18 protein-coding genes are annotated in these 16,040 nt (G+C 44.9%); 11 read left to right on the forward strand and 7 right to left on the reverse strand.

The window, feature by feature from the left end; genetic code table 11:
• Nucleotides 1–125: 125 nt before the first annotated feature.
• Complete coding sequence (locus AACR09_RS17440; RefSeq protein ID WP_004732734.1) at nt 126–329, reverse strand: hypothetical protein; 204 nt, start codon at nt 327–329, stop codon at nt 126–128.
• A gap of 236 nt (nt 330–565) precedes the next feature.
• Here AACR09_RS17440 and AACR09_RS17445 point away from each other — a divergent pair, with 236 nt between their 5' ends.
• From AACR09_RS17445 to AACR09_RS17455, 3 genes are all read left to right on the forward strand, one after another.
• Nucleotides 566–1,996 (forward strand): DNA-3-methyladenine glycosylase 2 family protein, encoded by a 1,431-nt coding sequence (locus AACR09_RS17445; protein ID WP_017094214.1) that lies wholly within the window; start codon nt 566–568, stop codon nt 1,994–1,996.
• Nucleotides 1,997–2,060: 64 nt separating this feature from the next.
• Complete coding sequence (locus AACR09_RS17450; protein ID WP_193835447.1) at nt 2,061–2,543, forward strand: methylated-DNA--[protein]-cysteine S-methyltransferase; 483 nt, start codon at nt 2,061–2,063, stop codon at nt 2,541–2,543.
• A gap of 170 nt (nt 2,544–2,713) precedes the next feature.
• On the forward strand, nt 2,714–3,100 hold the full coding sequence (locus AACR09_RS17455) for a hypothetical protein (protein WP_102489210.1): 387 nt from the start codon (nt 2,714–2,716) through the stop codon (nt 3,098–3,100).
• 14 nt (nt 3,101–3,114) lie between these two features.
• Here AACR09_RS17455 and nhaD read toward each other — a convergent pair whose 3' ends face one another.
• Both nhaD and AACR09_RS17465 read right to left on the reverse strand, forming a co-directional pair.
• Complete coding sequence (nhaD, locus tag AACR09_RS17460; protein WP_193835448.1) at nt 3,115–4,554, reverse strand: sodium:proton antiporter NhaD; 1,440 nt, start codon at nt 4,552–4,554, stop codon at nt 3,115–3,117.
• Nucleotides 4,555–4,839: 285 nt separating this feature from the next.
• Nucleotides 4,840–5,016, reverse strand: a complete 177-nt coding sequence (locus AACR09_RS17465; RefSeq protein WP_004732739.1) for a hypothetical protein — start codon at nt 5,014–5,016, stop codon at nt 4,840–4,842.
• Between the two features lie 528 nt (nt 5,017–5,544).
• Here AACR09_RS17465 and AACR09_RS17470 point away from each other — a divergent pair.
• The 4 genes from AACR09_RS17470 (at nt 5,545) to AACR09_RS17485 (ending at nt 8,318) form a co-directional block, all read left to right on the forward strand.
• A complete protein-coding gene (locus AACR09_RS17470; protein WP_017082976.1) occupies nt 5,545–6,282 on the forward strand; it encodes a nucleoside recognition domain-containing protein in 738 nt (245 codons plus the stop codon).
• Complete coding sequence (locus AACR09_RS17475) at nt 6,282–6,749, forward strand: YjiG family protein (protein WP_004737023.1); 468 nt, start codon at nt 6,282–6,284, stop codon at nt 6,747–6,749. Before AACR09_RS17470 ends, AACR09_RS17475 begins: the two co-directional genes overlap by 1 nt.
• A 643-nt stretch (nt 6,750–7,392) precedes the next feature.
• Nucleotides 7,393–7,779, forward strand: a complete 387-nt coding sequence (locus AACR09_RS17480) for an MAPEG family protein (protein ID WP_017081300.1) — start codon at nt 7,393–7,395, stop codon at nt 7,777–7,779.
• Nucleotides 7,780–7,787: 8 nt separating this feature from the next.
• Nucleotides 7,788–8,318 (forward strand): DNA mismatch repair protein, encoded by a 531-nt coding sequence (locus AACR09_RS17485; RefSeq protein WP_193835449.1) that lies wholly within the window; start codon nt 7,788–7,790, stop codon nt 8,316–8,318.
• A 43-nt stretch (nt 8,319–8,361) separates the two neighbouring features.
• Here the strand turns inward: AACR09_RS17485 and AACR09_RS17490 are convergent, their stop codons facing one another.
• Together AACR09_RS17490 and AACR09_RS17495 are read right to left on the reverse strand one after the other, a co-directional pair.
• On the reverse strand, nt 8,362–8,997 hold the full coding sequence (locus tag AACR09_RS17490) for an START domain-containing protein (protein WP_193835450.1): 636 nt from the start codon (nt 8,995–8,997) through the stop codon (nt 8,362–8,364).
• Nucleotides 8,998–9,257: 260 nt separating this feature from the next.
• Nucleotides 9,258–9,734, reverse strand: coding sequence for a YHS domain-containing (seleno)protein (locus AACR09_RS17495; protein ID WP_017077045.1), 477 nt, complete (start codon nt 9,732–9,734; stop codon nt 9,258–9,260).
• Between the two features lie 110 nt (nt 9,735–9,844).
• On the opposite strand from AACR09_RS17495, the gene AACR09_RS17500 reads away from it, so the two are divergent.
• Nucleotides 9,845–10,684 carry a helix-turn-helix domain-containing protein gene (locus AACR09_RS17500; RefSeq protein WP_004732746.1) on the forward strand — a complete coding sequence of 280 codons (840 nt, stop codon included), beginning with the start codon at nt 9,845–9,847 and terminating at the stop codon, nt 10,682–10,684.
• Nucleotides 10,685–10,915: 231 nt separating this feature from the next.
• Nucleotides 10,916–11,794, forward strand: coding sequence for a 6-pyruvoyl trahydropterin synthase family protein (locus AACR09_RS17505; RefSeq protein ID WP_102497116.1), 879 nt, complete (start codon nt 10,916–10,918; stop codon nt 11,792–11,794).
• 125 nt (nt 11,795–11,919) lie between these two features.
• Here the strand turns inward: AACR09_RS17505 and AACR09_RS17510 are convergent, their stop codons facing one another.
• Complete coding sequence (locus tag AACR09_RS17510) at nt 11,920–12,960, reverse strand: acyltransferase (RefSeq protein WP_193835451.1); 1,041 nt, start codon at nt 12,958–12,960, stop codon at nt 11,920–11,922.
• A gap of 123 nt (nt 12,961–13,083) precedes the next feature.
• Nucleotides 13,084–14,040, reverse strand: coding sequence for an AEC family transporter (locus tag AACR09_RS17515; RefSeq protein WP_017065068.1), 957 nt, complete (start codon nt 14,038–14,040; stop codon nt 13,084–13,086).
• 160 nt (nt 14,041–14,200) lie between these two features.
• Between AACR09_RS17515 and AACR09_RS17520 the strand changes: the two genes are divergently transcribed.
• The gene (locus tag AACR09_RS17520) at nt 14,201–14,794 is read left to right on the forward strand and encodes a TetR/AcrR family transcriptional regulator (protein WP_004732750.1); all 594 of its coding nucleotides are present in this window, start codon (nt 14,201–14,203) and stop codon (nt 14,792–14,794) included.
• Between the two features lie 193 nt (nt 14,795–14,987).
• Nucleotides 14,988–15,836 (forward strand): alpha/beta hydrolase, encoded by an 849-nt coding sequence (locus AACR09_RS17525; protein WP_017067239.1) that lies wholly within the window; start codon nt 14,988–14,990, stop codon nt 15,834–15,836.
• The last annotated feature ends 204 nt before the right edge of the window (nt 15,837–16,040 follow it).

Genomic DNA, 16,040 nt, shown 5'->3' on the forward strand with positions numbered 1-16,040 from the left:
TTTTAAACCAGAGATGATCCTCATTGCCAAGTCAGAGATAACCCTAACTCGGATAAATCAGTTTAAGCCTGGTATGCGTAACCTTTTAAAGCCCTATCACTTCAAAGCACTATTCTTCGAAAATTCTAGAGATTCATTAGATTCTCAATAGACTCTTCAAGAGAGTGTGACAGGTATGAATGGATTTGATTGCCATCCGTTGCGTCAATCTCAATTTTAGAAATCCCCTTACTCGCTTCGTCTTCAAGAAAGCTGAGAGACTGCTCGACTGATTGACTGGTGAGAACCTGTTGGTTTGATAAAACAATACGACACGTGTGAAGAACCATAGCCTTTTCCTTTTTATATTCGACAGGTCTCTGCATCTTAGTGTGCTAAGTACCTATCGTTGACGTTGTGAGAAGAGTTTCTTCTCAAGGTTAAATTTAGTCGAATTGCGTGAAAAGAAAACCCTTTTTTGTGATTTATCTAACCTTCAGTTCCGAAAGTGGCTAGCGACAATGACAGTTCACGGTAAACTTTTAGGTATCGGAGTAAAAGTTATGGCAAATGGGAAGAGCACAGCATGTCGAGAAATATTCATCACAACAGTACGTTAACGAGTGAACAGTGCCATTTGGCTCGATATGCGCGAGACGCTCGCTTTGATGGGATGTTTTTTACGGCGGTAAAAACCACCGGAATTTTTTGTCGTCCGATTTGCCCAGCAAGCCCGCCCAAAGAAGAAAATGTCGAGTATTTTTCTCATCAAGCTCAAGCCTTGAAGGCTGGGTATCGCCCATGCTTACGTTGCCGGCCAGACAGCGCGCCTTTTTCTCCAGCTTGGAAAGGTGTTGAAACGACTTTCTTGCGTGCTTTACAGTTGATTGATCATGGTGCGCTGAACTCAGGGTCAATCGTCGACCTTGCCACTCGATTAGGCATTTCAGACCGCTATTTACGAACCTTATTCGACAATTACATCGGCGTGTCGCCGAAGCAATATAGCCTTTATAGCCAATTGATGTTTGCCAAGCAGTTGCTGCACACCAGTAGCATGAGCATTACCGATGTTGGCTTTGCGAGTGGTTTTAATAGCACGCGTCGTTTCAATGATGCCTTTCTAAAAGAGCTTCAGCTCTCGCCAAGCCAAATCCGACGAACAAAGCTAAGTGAAAACCTGAGCAATCATATTCAGCTAGTCTTTCACGGCCCATTAGACTGGAACCATTTGCTGGGTTTCTATCGACGAAGAATGATTGAAGGTGTAGAGGACGTTGGCGAAGATTATTACAAACGCACAGTGAATGTTAATGGGTCAAAGGGTTGGTTCAAGGCTACTTTGGCCAAAGAGAACCGCTTAGATATTGAATTTGAGTTGGACGATATAAGCCAGTTAAGAAGCTTGATTACCAACATTCGACGTATGTTCGACCTTGACGTCGATATCGCCAAGGTCGAGGCCTTCTTTACGACTATCGATCCTAACTTGGTGGCTAAGAGTGGCATCCGCATTCCTGGCGTGTGGAGTGCTTGGGAAGCAGGAGTAAGAGCGATTCTCGGACAGCAAGTCTCGGTAACCGCGGCCATTGGTCAGCTTAACTTGTTGGTGCGAGAGATTTCTGGAACGCATTCGGCATCTTCTTTAGAAGATCCTGCTAATTCACAAGAGTCGTCTGTAATCCAAGAGAAAGCCTACTTCCCAACTCCTAAACAGATAGCGGAGGCTGATGTCAGCTTCTTAAGAATGCCGGGAAGTCGCAAAGAGACCTTAAAGCGCTTTGCCGAATACATGGTCGACAATGAAGCCGAACATCCTTCTAAGTGGATTGAGCTAAAGGGCATTGGGCCTTGGACGATTCAATACGCGCTACTTCGCGGGTTAAGTGAACCTAATCATCTGTTGGTTGGCGACCTGGTGGTGAAGAAGTTCATTGAGCATCGCCCAGCCATCAATACAGAGAGTGTTTCGCCTTGGGGAAGTTATGCCACGTTCCATTGTTGGAATCAGTCTTAATAGAAAGAGCGCCCAAAAACATCTGCAACCCACAAACATATGCAATAGCAGGCTAGGAGATATTATGGCTAACCGTTTTACTTATTATGAGAGCCCGTTGGGCACGGTGACTTTACAGGCGAACGATGAAGGGCTGCTCGGCCTTTGGTTTGAAACATACACCACCAAGCCAGAACAGTTAGGCGTTCAAGATGATGGCTTTCCGATCTTTGAATTGGTCGCCGACCAGCTCAATCGTTATTTTTCTGGTGAATCAATCCAGTTTTCTGTGCCGATCGCCGCAAAGGGCACGCCATTTCAGCAATCGGTTTGGCAGGCTCTTACTACCATTCCTTATGGAGAAACATGGAGCTATGCACAATTGGCCGACGCGATTGGTAACCCCAAAGCGGTGCGAGCCGTGGGTTTAGCGAATGGAAAAAATCCGGTGTCAGTGATTGTGCCGTGTCACCGTGTGATTGGTAAAAATGGCAAGCTGACCGGGTATGCGGGTGGTGTAGAACGTAAACAGCGCTTATTGGTGATAGAGGGAAGAGAGCAAGACTAGCAAGCGATTTAGCAATGAGCCTGTCGAGATGCAGACCGAGGATCACGTATCACTCATGGTGAAAACTAGTGGTTCTTAAAATGTGACTTTGCATTAAAATCAACGCTTTCTGGAAAATATCGATTTGGTTGCATATTCTTTGACTATGTTCTCTAGGCAAGGATGCCCAAATGAATAGATTCCCCTTACTTATATCTGGCTGCAGCTCTGTATTATTGCTGACCGGTTGTTTAACTGATACCAGCCGACCTTTTGAGCTTCCACAGCTTGCTCTGTTCAAAGGTATGTATGAGAACGCAGATAATGACAGTTATCTACTTTTTGAATCCGGGCAAGTGACTTATCAAACAGCGGATAAGTCCGTTACTCGAACCTATCGTGTTGATGATGACTTGATCACCATTGAGTTCAATTCTGGAAGCAGTCGAACTGACTCTAGACTAGTTATGCGCATTCAACAACAGGGCGAGATGCTAACTTGCAACCAATGCCCAGCGATACAATTGAGTAACGTCTGGACACTTGTTGAGAAGCCTTTGAAAGACAGTTCGAATTAGAAAAGATCTCCGAATTAGAAAAGATCGCCATTCAGCCATAGGTGAGCGGCGATACTGACGGCATAGCCAATCATGATCACTGGCATCCATTTCAGATGTCCAAAGAAGGTGTATTTTCCATGCGCTGCCCCCATCAATGCCACACCTGCTGCACTGCCTATAGATAACAAGCTACCACCGACACCTGCGGTTAAGGTGATCAGTAGCCAGTTGCCCATCGACATTTGGGGTTCCATGGATAACACGGCAAACATCACCGGAATGTTATCGACAATAGCCGATAAGATCCCCACCATGACGTTGGCCCAAATTGGATCCCATTGGCTATACATCACGCCCGAGGCTAACTCCAAGTATCCAAGTAAACTCAAGCCACCGACACACATTACGACACCGTAGAAGAACAGCAATGTGTCCCATTCGGCATGCGAAACTCTTCGAAATACATCGAATGGTACAACAGACCCCAGTCGTTTCAGGGCGCCTTCATCGTTATTGGCGATCGCCACCGCTTTTTTCTTCGCGAGTGAGTTGGGTAAAGTCTTACGTAAGTAATAACCAAAGAACTGCAGGTAGGCGAGTCCCATCATCATCCCCATCACAGGAGGGAAGTGGAGTACGGCATGGAAAGCAACCGCGGTCGCTATTGTCATGATGAACAAGAATACGATTCGTCTTGCACCACGTTTTAATTCAACGTGTTGATGAACCGTGTCGGGCTGAGTCGTGGGTACAAAATAAGACATGATCAACGCAGGGACGAGGTAATTCATCACCGAAGGGATAAACAAAGGAATGAACTCACTAAAACTCACATAACCAGCCTGCCACACCATTAGCGTTGTGATGTCACCGAATGGACTGAACGCGCCGCCAGCATTGGCGGCTATCACGATATTCACACAAGCGAGATTAACGAATTTAGGGTTAGAGCCTGCAACCTTGAGAACAACGGCACACATCAATAGAGCTGTCGTAAGGTTGTCGGCAATAGGCGAGATAAAGAAGGCGAGAATACCGGTTATCCAGAACAGAGAGCGGAAATTGAAGCCTTTGCCTACCATCCACGCTTGCAGCGCATCAAACAGTCTTCTCTCTTCCATAGCACTAATGTATGTCATGGCGACGAGCAGAAAGAGTAATAGCTCGGCATATTCCAGCAGGTTGTGTTCGAGCGCTTGTTTCGCTACCTCAGTGAGGTTGTGTTCTTGGTAGGTGAAGCCAATGATGATCCAGATCAGGCCCGCAGCAAGTAAAACCGGCTTGGATTTTCGGAGTTTTAGGTATTCTTCCATCATCACCACGATGTAGGCGACAACGAAAATAGTCAGCGATAGGTAGCCAGCAAATGAACTGGTTAGCTTAAGTGGCTCTCCCAACTGAGAAGTGGCAGCGCCTGCTACCGTAGAAAAAAAGAATAAAGAGAGAACAGCAGAAAGCTGGATACCTAACATGGATTACGCTCCGAAGTTAATAAGTTATTAACACGGGTAAAAGCGTAGACCTAAATAACCATGTGCAGTGTGATAGATATCTTAATAATTCAATAGATTATATAGAAAACAGTAGATTGGGTGAAAACGTGAGGTCACAGTGAAAGCCGTTGATTATAGGAACCCTGTCGTTCATAGGAAAACGGTCGATCATCGGCAACTCGTCAATCATAGAGAAAATAGAGATTATAGGGAAAAAGCCCTACCGAGTTTAGTACCGATAGAGCTTATTCGCCATTGCCAATATTATGCAGCATTGAGATCAAACGTCAGTGTTTGTTCTGCGGCACATACTTCAACAGGCCAGCCGTAGGATTGATATTCCAGCGCAAGCTTGTCCGCTACTGCGCGAGATACCGTTGCAGTGATCCACATGCCTTTGCCCATTACTTGATATTTAAGCGTTCTCATTTCCATCATCATCACCACCGTTCTCCTTCGATATTGGCAGCGCGAAGTCTATAGCACCTCTAAGGGTTGAAATTTCGAATTAAGCTCAAATTCTTTATAAAATGGCTCACGGTTTAGCCACGGTTCAAAACTCGACCAACAATAGGTAAACGATTGCATTTTAGAAGAGTAACCATGATTTAAGCCGCTGTATTATAATCGAATTAAAATTGAACAAAAAAGCATGTAAGAGATCACTTACATCATTATCAGAGATCAGACTAGGTAAAAACCTGTCATTTGAAACCTTACTTGTGTGGTGATTGTGTGCGTTTTTGGTTGCGCTGTTGAAGCGAATTTTGTTTAGTTTTGTATGTGAAATATTCTAATTATTTTAGCGTATGTCTCTGCTTTTAAATCTAAATCACAGTTTTATATGTTGCTGTGGTTCTTTTGTTCAAACCGATACGCTATTTGATTTTGGTCATTAACCTATTGCTCATTAGTTTGCACTATCTATACGTGTTCTGTTCCACATAAACGAGATGTATAGAGGTCCTTATGACTAATCCAACTAAAACCGATCGTAAAGTTACGATCGGCAGCTATATCGCACTCGCATTCGCGATTGTGTTCTTTTCAGGTTTAATGCAGTCCAATGAATGGTATGGAGTGCTCGATTTTACAACGCTCAACGGTTCATTTGGTAAGGTCGCTTACGATGTCAGTGAAACGGCCGATGGTATCCAAGCGGCAACGACGTCATTGCGCGGTAAAGGCGGTAGTGGTGCTCGCGACGGTTTCATTTTTGCTTTGACACTTATTCCGACAGTGATGTTTGCACTGGGTATGATCAACGTACTTGAGCACTACGGTGCACTGGACGCGGCTCGTAAACTACTGACACCTCTACTTCGCCCTCTAATGGGTATTCCGGGTAACTCAGGCTTGGCACTGATTGCTTCTTTGCAAAGTACCGATGCGGGTGCTGCGATGACCAGACAACTGAAAGATGAAGGGCATCTGACTAAGCGTGAAACCGATGTCTTCACCATGTTCCAGTTTACGGCGGGCGCGGCGATCGTTAACTTTTTCTCTTCAGGTGCGGTTCTGTTCACTCTAACGGCGATGGATGGTTCTTTGGCGGTAACATCGTCAATTGGTTTGGCTGTGGCTGTGATGTTCATCTTCAAGTTTGTCGGTGCGAACCTGTTCCGTATTTACCTCAACATTACTGAAGGCAAAGAAGACAAACCAAAATCAGACAAAGAACAAAAACTGGAAGAGGAAGTAGCATAATGAGCGAAGTTAAAGCAAAGAAACCAATGGTTACTGATATTTTCGTTGAAGGTGCTAAGAAAGGCTGGGTTATTGCGACTACCTCTACGGTACCGAATGTTCTGATGGCGTTTGTGATCATCAAGGCATTGCAGATCACCGGTGCGCTGGATTTGATGGGCAGTGTATTTGCTCCAATCATGGCGGTATTTGGTTTACCTGGTGAAGCGGCAGCAGTATTGATTGGCGCTTGGATGTCGATGGGTGGCGCAGTGGGTGTGGTTATCACGCTGTTTGACCAAGGCATCCTGAACGGCAACCATATCGCTATCTTGGCGCCAGCTATCTACTTGATGGGCTCTCAGGTGCAATACATGGGTCGTATTATGGGACCAATTGGTACTGAAGGTCGTTATATCCCGGTGATGATCGCGATTTCGGTATTGAATGCCTTTGGTGCAATGTTCTTGATGAACATTATTTTGTAACGTGACTTTTAACGGTTAGCTACTATTAACGGTCAGCTACTAACAGCTTTTAGACGTTACAAAAAAGGAAACCCCGTTTGGCTTTCACCAAACGGGGTCTATTCTTTTCGTAGCCATCCTGCTACTGCGCGTTACTTATCTTTCAATAGGTAACTGGTGCTCCCTGCATCGTTCCTTGACGTGGCTAAATCCTTTAACCTATCCAATTCATCGCCTTCCTAGCGGTGTCCTTGCTAACTCATCATCCTGACAAGCGACTCTATCCTAGAGCAAAACTTCCTTGCTGATAACTCATCCTAAGCCATCAAATCTTCATCCTGAAGATACCTAATCCGTTAGGCTTTTTCCTGTTCCTGCCAACTCCCTGTCGACATGTGTATTAAACACTGCAGAGGCTTTACTCACAATCCACCTCAAGAAATAAATGTACTCACTAGCCGAAAGAAATATGCGTGGATTCATACAAAACAAGGGGTTGGGTTTGTATTTTAGGAATTTTCTGCGAAGCTTGATTGTGATCTCTTACGTTCGGTGTGAGAGATCTCTTACAAGTGCTCGGGCGTGATTATCATTTTATCTTGGCGGTTAATGTCGAAAAGATAGAAAAGAACACTGAGTTAAGACAAAACAATAGGGAAATATGATGGTTACAGCACTTTACGCAGCTCTGCTGACGGTAGTAATGATTTGGTTGGCGGTTGAAGTTATTAAACAAAGACGAATCAATCTTGTTGCTCATGCCGATGGCGGTGTTGAGTCGTTACAGATAGCACGTTCGGCACAAAGTAACGCGATGGATTACATCCCAATCACGGTGATTTTGATGGGGTTGCTAGAGATGAATGGGGCTGGTGTGTGGCTTATTCATGTCATTGGTGTGGCGTTTATTCTGGGGCGAGTGATTCACGCTAAAGGGATCTTAGCGAAGAATTTCAAAGGCAGAAAAGTGGGTATGGTGTTAACGCTTATCTGCATGATCTCCTTGATTGTCCTAAACTTAGCTTACCTACCTTTTGATAAAATGTTCTAGGGAGCATTATGGCATTGCGCCTTCCTCCTGCTTGGGCGATTGTCCTTGCAGGGCTAATACTCAACATCATGGCGATTGTCATGTCGAGCTTGGTGTTGGACAAAATTGAAGCGGAGAAATCGGAATACAACGATCGTAAATACGGCAATGTGTATTCTATACAACTGTCCTGGAATACGATCGAAACCTTAGAGCGTAAGCGTGAAGCGATTCTGATTCACCTTGATAAGCTATCCTCAGAAATCGCTCAACCTGCCACTGTTCTTGATGAAGCGCTTCGCGGACAACTTCGGAGTTGGGTGAGTGATGAGGTGCCGGCCATCTCGTTGGCTAATTTACCTAAGCTTATGATGCTGATAAACAATGCCCAAGAATCGCAACGATCACGAATTGATGACTACTATTTGGATAATCTGACCTTGGTTGAGTTAATCCAAAGGCTTGATGAGAAAATGGCTTTCTACAAGAATATTGCCCTGTTTCTTCAGGTGTTTGGTTTAGCACTTATCTTGGCTCGCGATCTAGCCAGAAGACCATAGCCTATCTGGCTTTTTCGGTTAGCGACTGGAATTATCTCTACAGCTAACGAGATTCGCTTGGCAGGTTAGGGTGCTGTTGATCTTGGTACTTTGGTAGCTGTTCTTTCAATCCTTTAAACGTGCTCAGTGCACTGCCAATCGATAATTTATTCATCAACCAATTTGGCAAGATGCCACCTGCGTTCGCATATGCGGTGTAGGTGATGTAAGTATTGCCATTAGTGAGCGGTTGCAGCGTCCAAAGTGCGTCCACATCGTAAATTCGAATATACCCCGACTCTTTCGCCAAATAGTTAGAGGCATCTTTAATCGACAAGACAAACTGCCCATCCTCAATGCTGTATTTTGAGTAGGTCACCATATCGCGATCTCTAGCAGGCCAAGGCGCTTTGAATTGGGTATAGACGATGTTTTCTGCCTCAGATATCTGCATCAAGACACGGCTTTGCGACACATTGTCTATCCAGTTTGGCACGTTCTCGCTGTCTTCCAATAACAGTAAAAAACCGGAGTAAGTGGTGGGCGTTTGCATTTGTGCTCGTATCTCTACTAAGCCTTCACTGTGAGGCCTCTTATCAATGATGATGCCGTCTTCACTTTTTACGAACTGCCATGGAGCTGCATAAGTCAGTGTTGATAAGGCGCAGAGCCCGAGTACCAAAATCCTAGGTAATATCATTATTCTTCCATAAAAAGAAAAGCTTATCTTCTAGGAGTATAGAATAGAAATGGGCTTGATTCGTGCTAAAGGCTGACGGGTTTTTCCTGATTTGAGCTGCGCATCGCTATTTATTGTGGTGATAGCAATAGCTGGAGGCTTATTAAGATTTGGAACGTCGAAATGAAAACGGAAGCGTTCGGCCGCTTCCGTTTTTATTAATGGGCAATGGATAAAGGTTAAAGTTACTAGGCTAAAACTTGTAGGTTAAAGCTTATAGACTAAAGCTTATAGGCTTCTACGGTTTTGATGGTTGTCCAGTTGCTGTTGGCGTCTTGGATGAACTCTTGCGTATCTTCCAACCATCGTTTTTGTACTGATTTGTCTAAGTTCAGATACAGCTTTCCATCTTCGACTTTCCATGCGTTAGGGTCGGTCTCAAATTTCTTACCCATAGCCACACCAAAGGCACAATAGCCACCGTATTGAGGCGCATAAGCTTCAGGATTGGTGCGGAACTGATCTCGGTTGTCACTGTTTGCGAACTGATAAATAGCGTTCTTATAAGTAGCAGTGAATTCTGATGAACCTTGAACGGCACCAGCATCAGTAAAGTAAGCCACTGGGTCATAGCCTTTGATCGCGATGTCATTGCTATCAACGCTCATGTCGATGTCTGCTGCCATCAGTGAAAAGCTGGTTCCTAGTAACGCGGCCAATAGAGTGATTTTTTGACTGGTCGATTTCATGTGTGACATATCAAGTTCCTTGTCAGTGTTGGTTATCTTGTTTGAAATAATTTAGCCCACTCGTCCGGTCTATAGAGGGACAAAAGAACTTAAAAGTAAGCGAATCGTTCGGAGGATGCATGGATCTGCTTTCACAACTAATGGAACACTTCTCGATACGTACCGGTGTTTTCTATTCTGGCAATTTGTGCGGAGTGTCGTCATTTAAGCCGCAGCAGGGTAAAGAAGGGCATCTTCATGTATTGAGCGCGGGTGAGTTGACCTTGTCTAGTGCGCACACGGAGTACAGGCAACTGTCACAGCCCTGCATTGTTTATCTGCCGAATAGCACACCACATGTGATTGAAGGTGTGGGAGACGGTGCTGAGGTCGTGTGTGCGAATGTCGAATATCGTTCAGGGCAGATGAATCCTTTATTGTCTGCTCTGCCTGACGTGATAGTGATTCCGTTTGCGGATGCACCTAACTTAATGCCAGTGATAGAGGTGCTGTTTCGAGAGTCGGGGCAAGCATCTTCAGGACAACAATCGTCGGGGCAACAATATCTAATGGATAAGTTAAGTGATGCCTTGATGGCTTTGATTTTTCGTCACCTCATTGAACAGCAGCAAATTGATCAAGGGGTATTCTCAGCCCTAGCTCATCCACGATTGGCTTCGGTGGTTACGGCCGTTCACCTACTGCCTGCTCGTCATTTTTCGATTGCGGAAATGGCGTCACTGGCCGCGATGTCTCGAACTCAGTTTATTGAAGCGTTCAAACGAGAAGTCGGTGAGACACCCGGAGATTATGTGCAAAAGTGGCGAGTCTCAGTGGCTCAATCCCTGTTATTGCAAAATAAGCCCATCAACTGGGTCGCTGATGAAGTGGGTTACAGCAGTTATTCGGGATTTTCACGCGCTTTTCAGCATGTTGCTGGGGTGTCACCGCGCCTTTGGCTAAAGCAAAATGTATCGTGAAACGCTCGGCAACCTTACCCAAGATATGGCTATTCGCATTGGGCTGGTCTATGTTTTAGCGGAAATTGTGCAGAGTTTGTTCTTTTCTCAAAAGAGGGTCTAAAAAGGTGGACTTTTTAAGCTTGTCGTAACATCCTGCTCGTCCTATTTTATCTAGACACCAATGAGACGAAGTGCCTGCTGGACATTATTCAGCCTCCCGTATCTCATTAAAGTATTAAGGAGTTCAACTTGAACCTATTTGTAAGAGACCTTACCGTTATCGATTCTTCATACATCTGTGAACACAGAGGGGTCGTAGGAGATAGTTGGATTTTAGATGTCACCATGTCTGGTGAACTTAATGAAATGAGCATGGTGCTGGATTTTAGCAAGGTCAAAAAGCAGATCAAACAGCTTGTCGATGAGCACGTTGATCACCGTTTGCTGCTGCCAATGCAAAGCGCTGCAATTGTTCTTCAAGCGAGCAAAGCGGGCTACTCTAAGGTTGATGTGTTGCGTGGTGACAAGAGTCTTCATCTACATTGCCCTGATGAAGCATATTGCCTGATTGATGCAGAAGCGATCACCATCGAGAGTGTGACCGCACACGTTTACAATATTCTTCGCGATAACCTACCAAGTAACGTCACAGGGTTAGAGATCACCCTACGTCATGAGAACATTAATGGCGCGTTCTACCACTACACCCATGGTTTGAAAAAGCATGATGGTAATTGCCAACGCATCGCCCATGGTCACCGTTCTCCAGTAGAAATCGTGGTCGATGGTCAGCGTGACGAGCAACGCGAACAAGCATTTGCTCAGCGTTGGGAAGACATTTACTTAGGTTCTAAAGAAGACCAAGTTTCTGTTTCATCACTTAACCTGAGTGAACACGCGAAAAGTGTTAATGATGAAAGTCACTATGGTTTTTGCTACACCGCGCCACAAGGCGAATTTGAGCTAGCGATTGCTAAGAGTGAGACGGAAATTTTACCGACAGATACCACGGTGGAATTACTGGCAGGCTATATTGCGGATCAAGTTGAGCCTAGCCTAGCGGAAAGCCAATCACTACAAATCGTCGCTTATGAAGGTGTTGGTAAGGGCGCAATGGCGTTCCGATAACACTTCAACGAGTGACACAGTCTCGTTACTGACATGATGAAATAAAGGCAAGATAATCCGTTATCTTGCCTTTATTTTTTGTGGCTCTTTAAAACTGATTTAGCGGATAGTTTTAGGCATAAAGACTAGCGAAGTAGCACGCGTCGCAGTGGTGTTTTCTCGATTCCAACAACCAACCCGAAGCTCAACAATACGGTGCCAAAAAATACCGTAACGTCTTTTGCCAATTCCGTAATCCCTAAAGCTCCACAGACATTGAACAACACGATAATGATCAGCAGATGGCAAACGTAGATACCCAGCATGCGATTTGAAATGGCACGAACCCAAGCGTAGTTACCCATGTTTGGATTAGCCAAAAGCCACATAAACACGCCCATCCCCCATAGCGCCGTGCCAAACAAGAAATCATTCGTGTTGAATCCGACGTCGAACGTGGTGAGCCATGCCGTTTCAGCAAAGTGAATCAACATGCCTAACGCTAATAATACCAACGCTTTAGTTGATGACACCTTCCATTGATTCTGACGAATAAGGAAACCTAAGGTCACCATTAACGTGCCAAAGAACGGGCCATTTCGCGTGAAGAAGGGTGCTTCTAATCCGGTCAGCGTTGCGTAGCTTCCTGCCAAAACACCATAGCCATAGAGTGCAATCGCGATCGGTAATAGCAGTTTGTTGAGTTTCAATTCAATCAATAAAGCGATGATCAACACTGCGCAAACAAGGGCAGGAATGAACCACAGATGCACCAGACCTCCCTCTAAGAATGAGTTAAGAGGAGTGCTCATTAAGAAACCCCAATAGCCTTCACGTTCACCTAGATAGCCAAACTCTTCTACCTTCGCGAGATTGAATGGCATCACTAAGCAAATGATGCTCCATGCCAACCAAACCTTAAGCAGTGGTTTAGAGTAGTTCAGGACGGTTTCCCATGGCAATGCAGCCAACTTGGGCTGAATAAGGTAACCAGAAATCAGGAAGAACAGAGGTACCGCAAAACGAGCGGCTTGGTTGAGCACATAACCGATCCAAGGCACTTCATCTATTTGCCAATAAGTGAGTGCCATTTGGCCGTGTAAACCAATGATCGCCAAGATAGCAATCACTCGGCCTAACTCGATACTGGCGATGTGTTGTGAAGGCGTATGTTGAACGGAAGACATATCAGATCTCTTAGTAAAATTTTTACGAAATCTAGCAGCCTTTATGCCCAATCAGTTAGTCCTAAATCAAGGCTTATGACCTTTATTTCAGGGCTTGTGTCGGTTTTTTGAAGCCTGTCGCAGCTATATTAAACCCATTGCGGTGAGTGCAAAAATACCTAGTGTGCAAGTGATAAGAGAAACAACGGTCGTGAGCGCGATGATGTTAGCCGCCAGGGTTGAATTTCCTCCCATTGCACGAGCCATAACATAGCTTGCCGCTGCCGTTGGTGCAGCACTCATCAAGAAGATAAGCCCGAGATCGAGCCCTTCAAACCCTAAGTACCCAGCAGCCAATGTAATCAGTAACGGTGAGGCAATTAACTTGTAGCTAGAGGCGAACCACGTCGACAACTTTTCTTGTTTGAGCGAGCTAATATCCAGCGACCCGCCAGTACAGAGCAGGGCTAAAGGTAATGTCATATTGGCAAAGTATTGCCCAGCGTCAGCCACCATTTTTGGAATAGGAATTGAAAGCGCATAGAAGACGACCGCTAAGAAAATAGCGATGATCAACGGGTTTTTGGTGATGGACTTGACGATTACTTTAATGGCTTTAGCGCCGGTGTCTTTGCCTTTGGGTGTCAGTGCAATCACAGCTTGAATGTTATACAGCACGGTTAGGGATGCGACATAGATAGCCGCCAATGCCACACCTTGGTTGCCATAGATATTAGCCACATAGGCGAGGCCGATGATCGCGGTATTAGCGCGGAATCCACCTTGGACAATCACACCTTGATCTTTCGAACCTTTGAATACCAACTTGGTTGAGAAAATCGTGAACAAGAAAAAGATAAAATTTGCGATGACGCCAAACGCCACTAACGCGCTACTGGCTGAAAAGTTGTGATTCGATTGAACAATGCTTAGAAATAGCATCGCGGGTAGAGTGACTTGAAATACGACCTTAGATGCGACATCAATGAAATTGTCATTGATTAAGCCGATTCGCTTGAGCATCACACCGAGAAACAGCATTAAACAGATAGGGCCTGTTACTGACGCCGAAAACGCAAACTGTTCCCAAAGTGTGTTCATTGTTTTTCCTTTGTTAGTCGATTTCAATTTCCTTTGAATACTGTCGCATTTTTCCACAATTCTTTGATAATACAAAATGAATACCAAGGGTTAATTAAAAAACTTGAAAAAAAGTACGAACGTGCTAAAAATAAAGAATCAGATTTATTATTGGTGAATAATGAGCAAAGGAAAGATAACTAAAGAGTATATTTTGAGCCATGCATTTGCACTTGCGAGTGAGAATGGTCTTGAGAGTTTGACGATTGGCGAATTAGCCAAGCAGTGTGGTATGTCTAAGAGTGGATTGTTTGCGCATTTCAACTCTAAAGAGAACCTGCAACTCTCTGTACTCGAATATTCCAACGCCATATTCACTGAAAGAGTCATCATTCCGGCGAGAGAGTTGGGCGACGGTGATATTGAAGCCAAGCTGAAACAACTGCTCGATAACTGGCTGGGCTGGAACCATTCGTTCCAAGGCAGCTGCATGTTTATTGACGCTTGGAAAGATGCAGGCAGCGAAACCTCTGTGATTCAGAAGGCACTGCAGAAAACCATTTCAGTGTGGATTGACTACTTGACGATTCAGGTAGCAAAAGCGGTTGAGAGCAAACAGTTCAGGGCTGATTTAGACCCTAAGCAGGCAACTTTTGAGTTATATGGTCTGTATTTAAGTGCGAACTTGTTTTACTCATTGCGAGGGCAGCAAGCGAGCCATACTCATTTTTGGAGTGGTGTTGAGCGCTTGGTCGCTAGCTGGAAAGCGGTTTAATACATACAGCAGGTTAACTCGCAAATCATGTGAGTCTTGCTGAGGTAAGGTTTACAACAAAATTTTAGAGAAGTGGTGGTAAGCGATGATAAATCGCAGTAGCGCCATTTTTTATATCAACAAATAGCACGGTCGTTCGATTTTTAGGGCCGAGCTCGATCCGCCAATAATGATGGCGATACAAGGAACGGTCATGAGTGACAAAATCTATTTCAATACATCGAACAAATTCAGCTTCAAGCGTAGCTTGATTGGCGCTACAACCAATCTGCACTACATTTTAGCGCCGAGCCACGCAAAGAAAACGGCACGTAAACTGCTGCTCACTCCGATGCGTACCGAGCAAAAGAATGCCGATCCAAAAGGTTTGATTAAAAGTGAAATCAAAGGTCGTGACGGTGTATTGAAGACATACTCTCTGGGTACGGGCCCCGTTTGGGTGCTGACCCATGGTTGGTCTGGCACCGCGAGTCAGTTTTTCCCTCTGATGGAGCATATTGCTGCTAATGGTTTTACGGCCTTGGCTTACGATCATCCTGCTCATGGTGGCAGTGATGGCGTACATGGTCATATCCCAGCGTTTGTGAATGGTTTGGAAGCTGTTCTAGATTCGGTGGGGGAAGTGGCAGGTTTGGTCGGTCACAGTATGGGTACCGCTTCTGCGTTGGAGTGTAAGCACGTTAAACTAGAAAACAAACCTTTGTTGCTCATTGCACCTGTGTTGGATTATCTAGAAAACCTATTTGGTAGCGTTGCGCGTTCTGGTTACTCAATGAAGTTGTTTGAGGCGGTCGTGGGTGAAGTGGAAGAGCAGTTTAACTACCCAATTCAGTCTGTTGATCCCTATGGAAAGCTAGCGCTTCGTGAGTCTCAGACGATCATTGTTCATGACGAGCAAGACAAGTTTACTAAGTTTGATGTGTCTCAGCGTGCTGCTAATGAAATGGGTCGCGTTACCTTGATTGCGACTCAAGGGCAGGGTCACGGGCGAGTAATGAAGTGCCCACAAGTATTCGAGAGCTTTGATAACTTGATTGGCTAAGTCTAATACCAATCGTAGTAAATAACTGTTCACCCTAGCTTGTTAAAAATCTCGATAACGTCGTTAGATTTTTTGATTGTAGAATAACTACTTATCGAAACTATTTATTGAAAAGAGCAGCCTTGTTCTCAAGCTTTTTTCCTGCGCTATTTTTGAACACTTGCTTACTGTGATTGGTATAACGAGCGCAAGTCAGTAGGACGC

The sequence above is a fragment of the Vibrio sp. OPT20 genome (genome assembly GCF_963889365.1).
GTDB lineage: Bacteria > Pseudomonadota > Gammaproteobacteria > Enterobacterales > Vibrionaceae > Vibrio > Vibrio splendidus.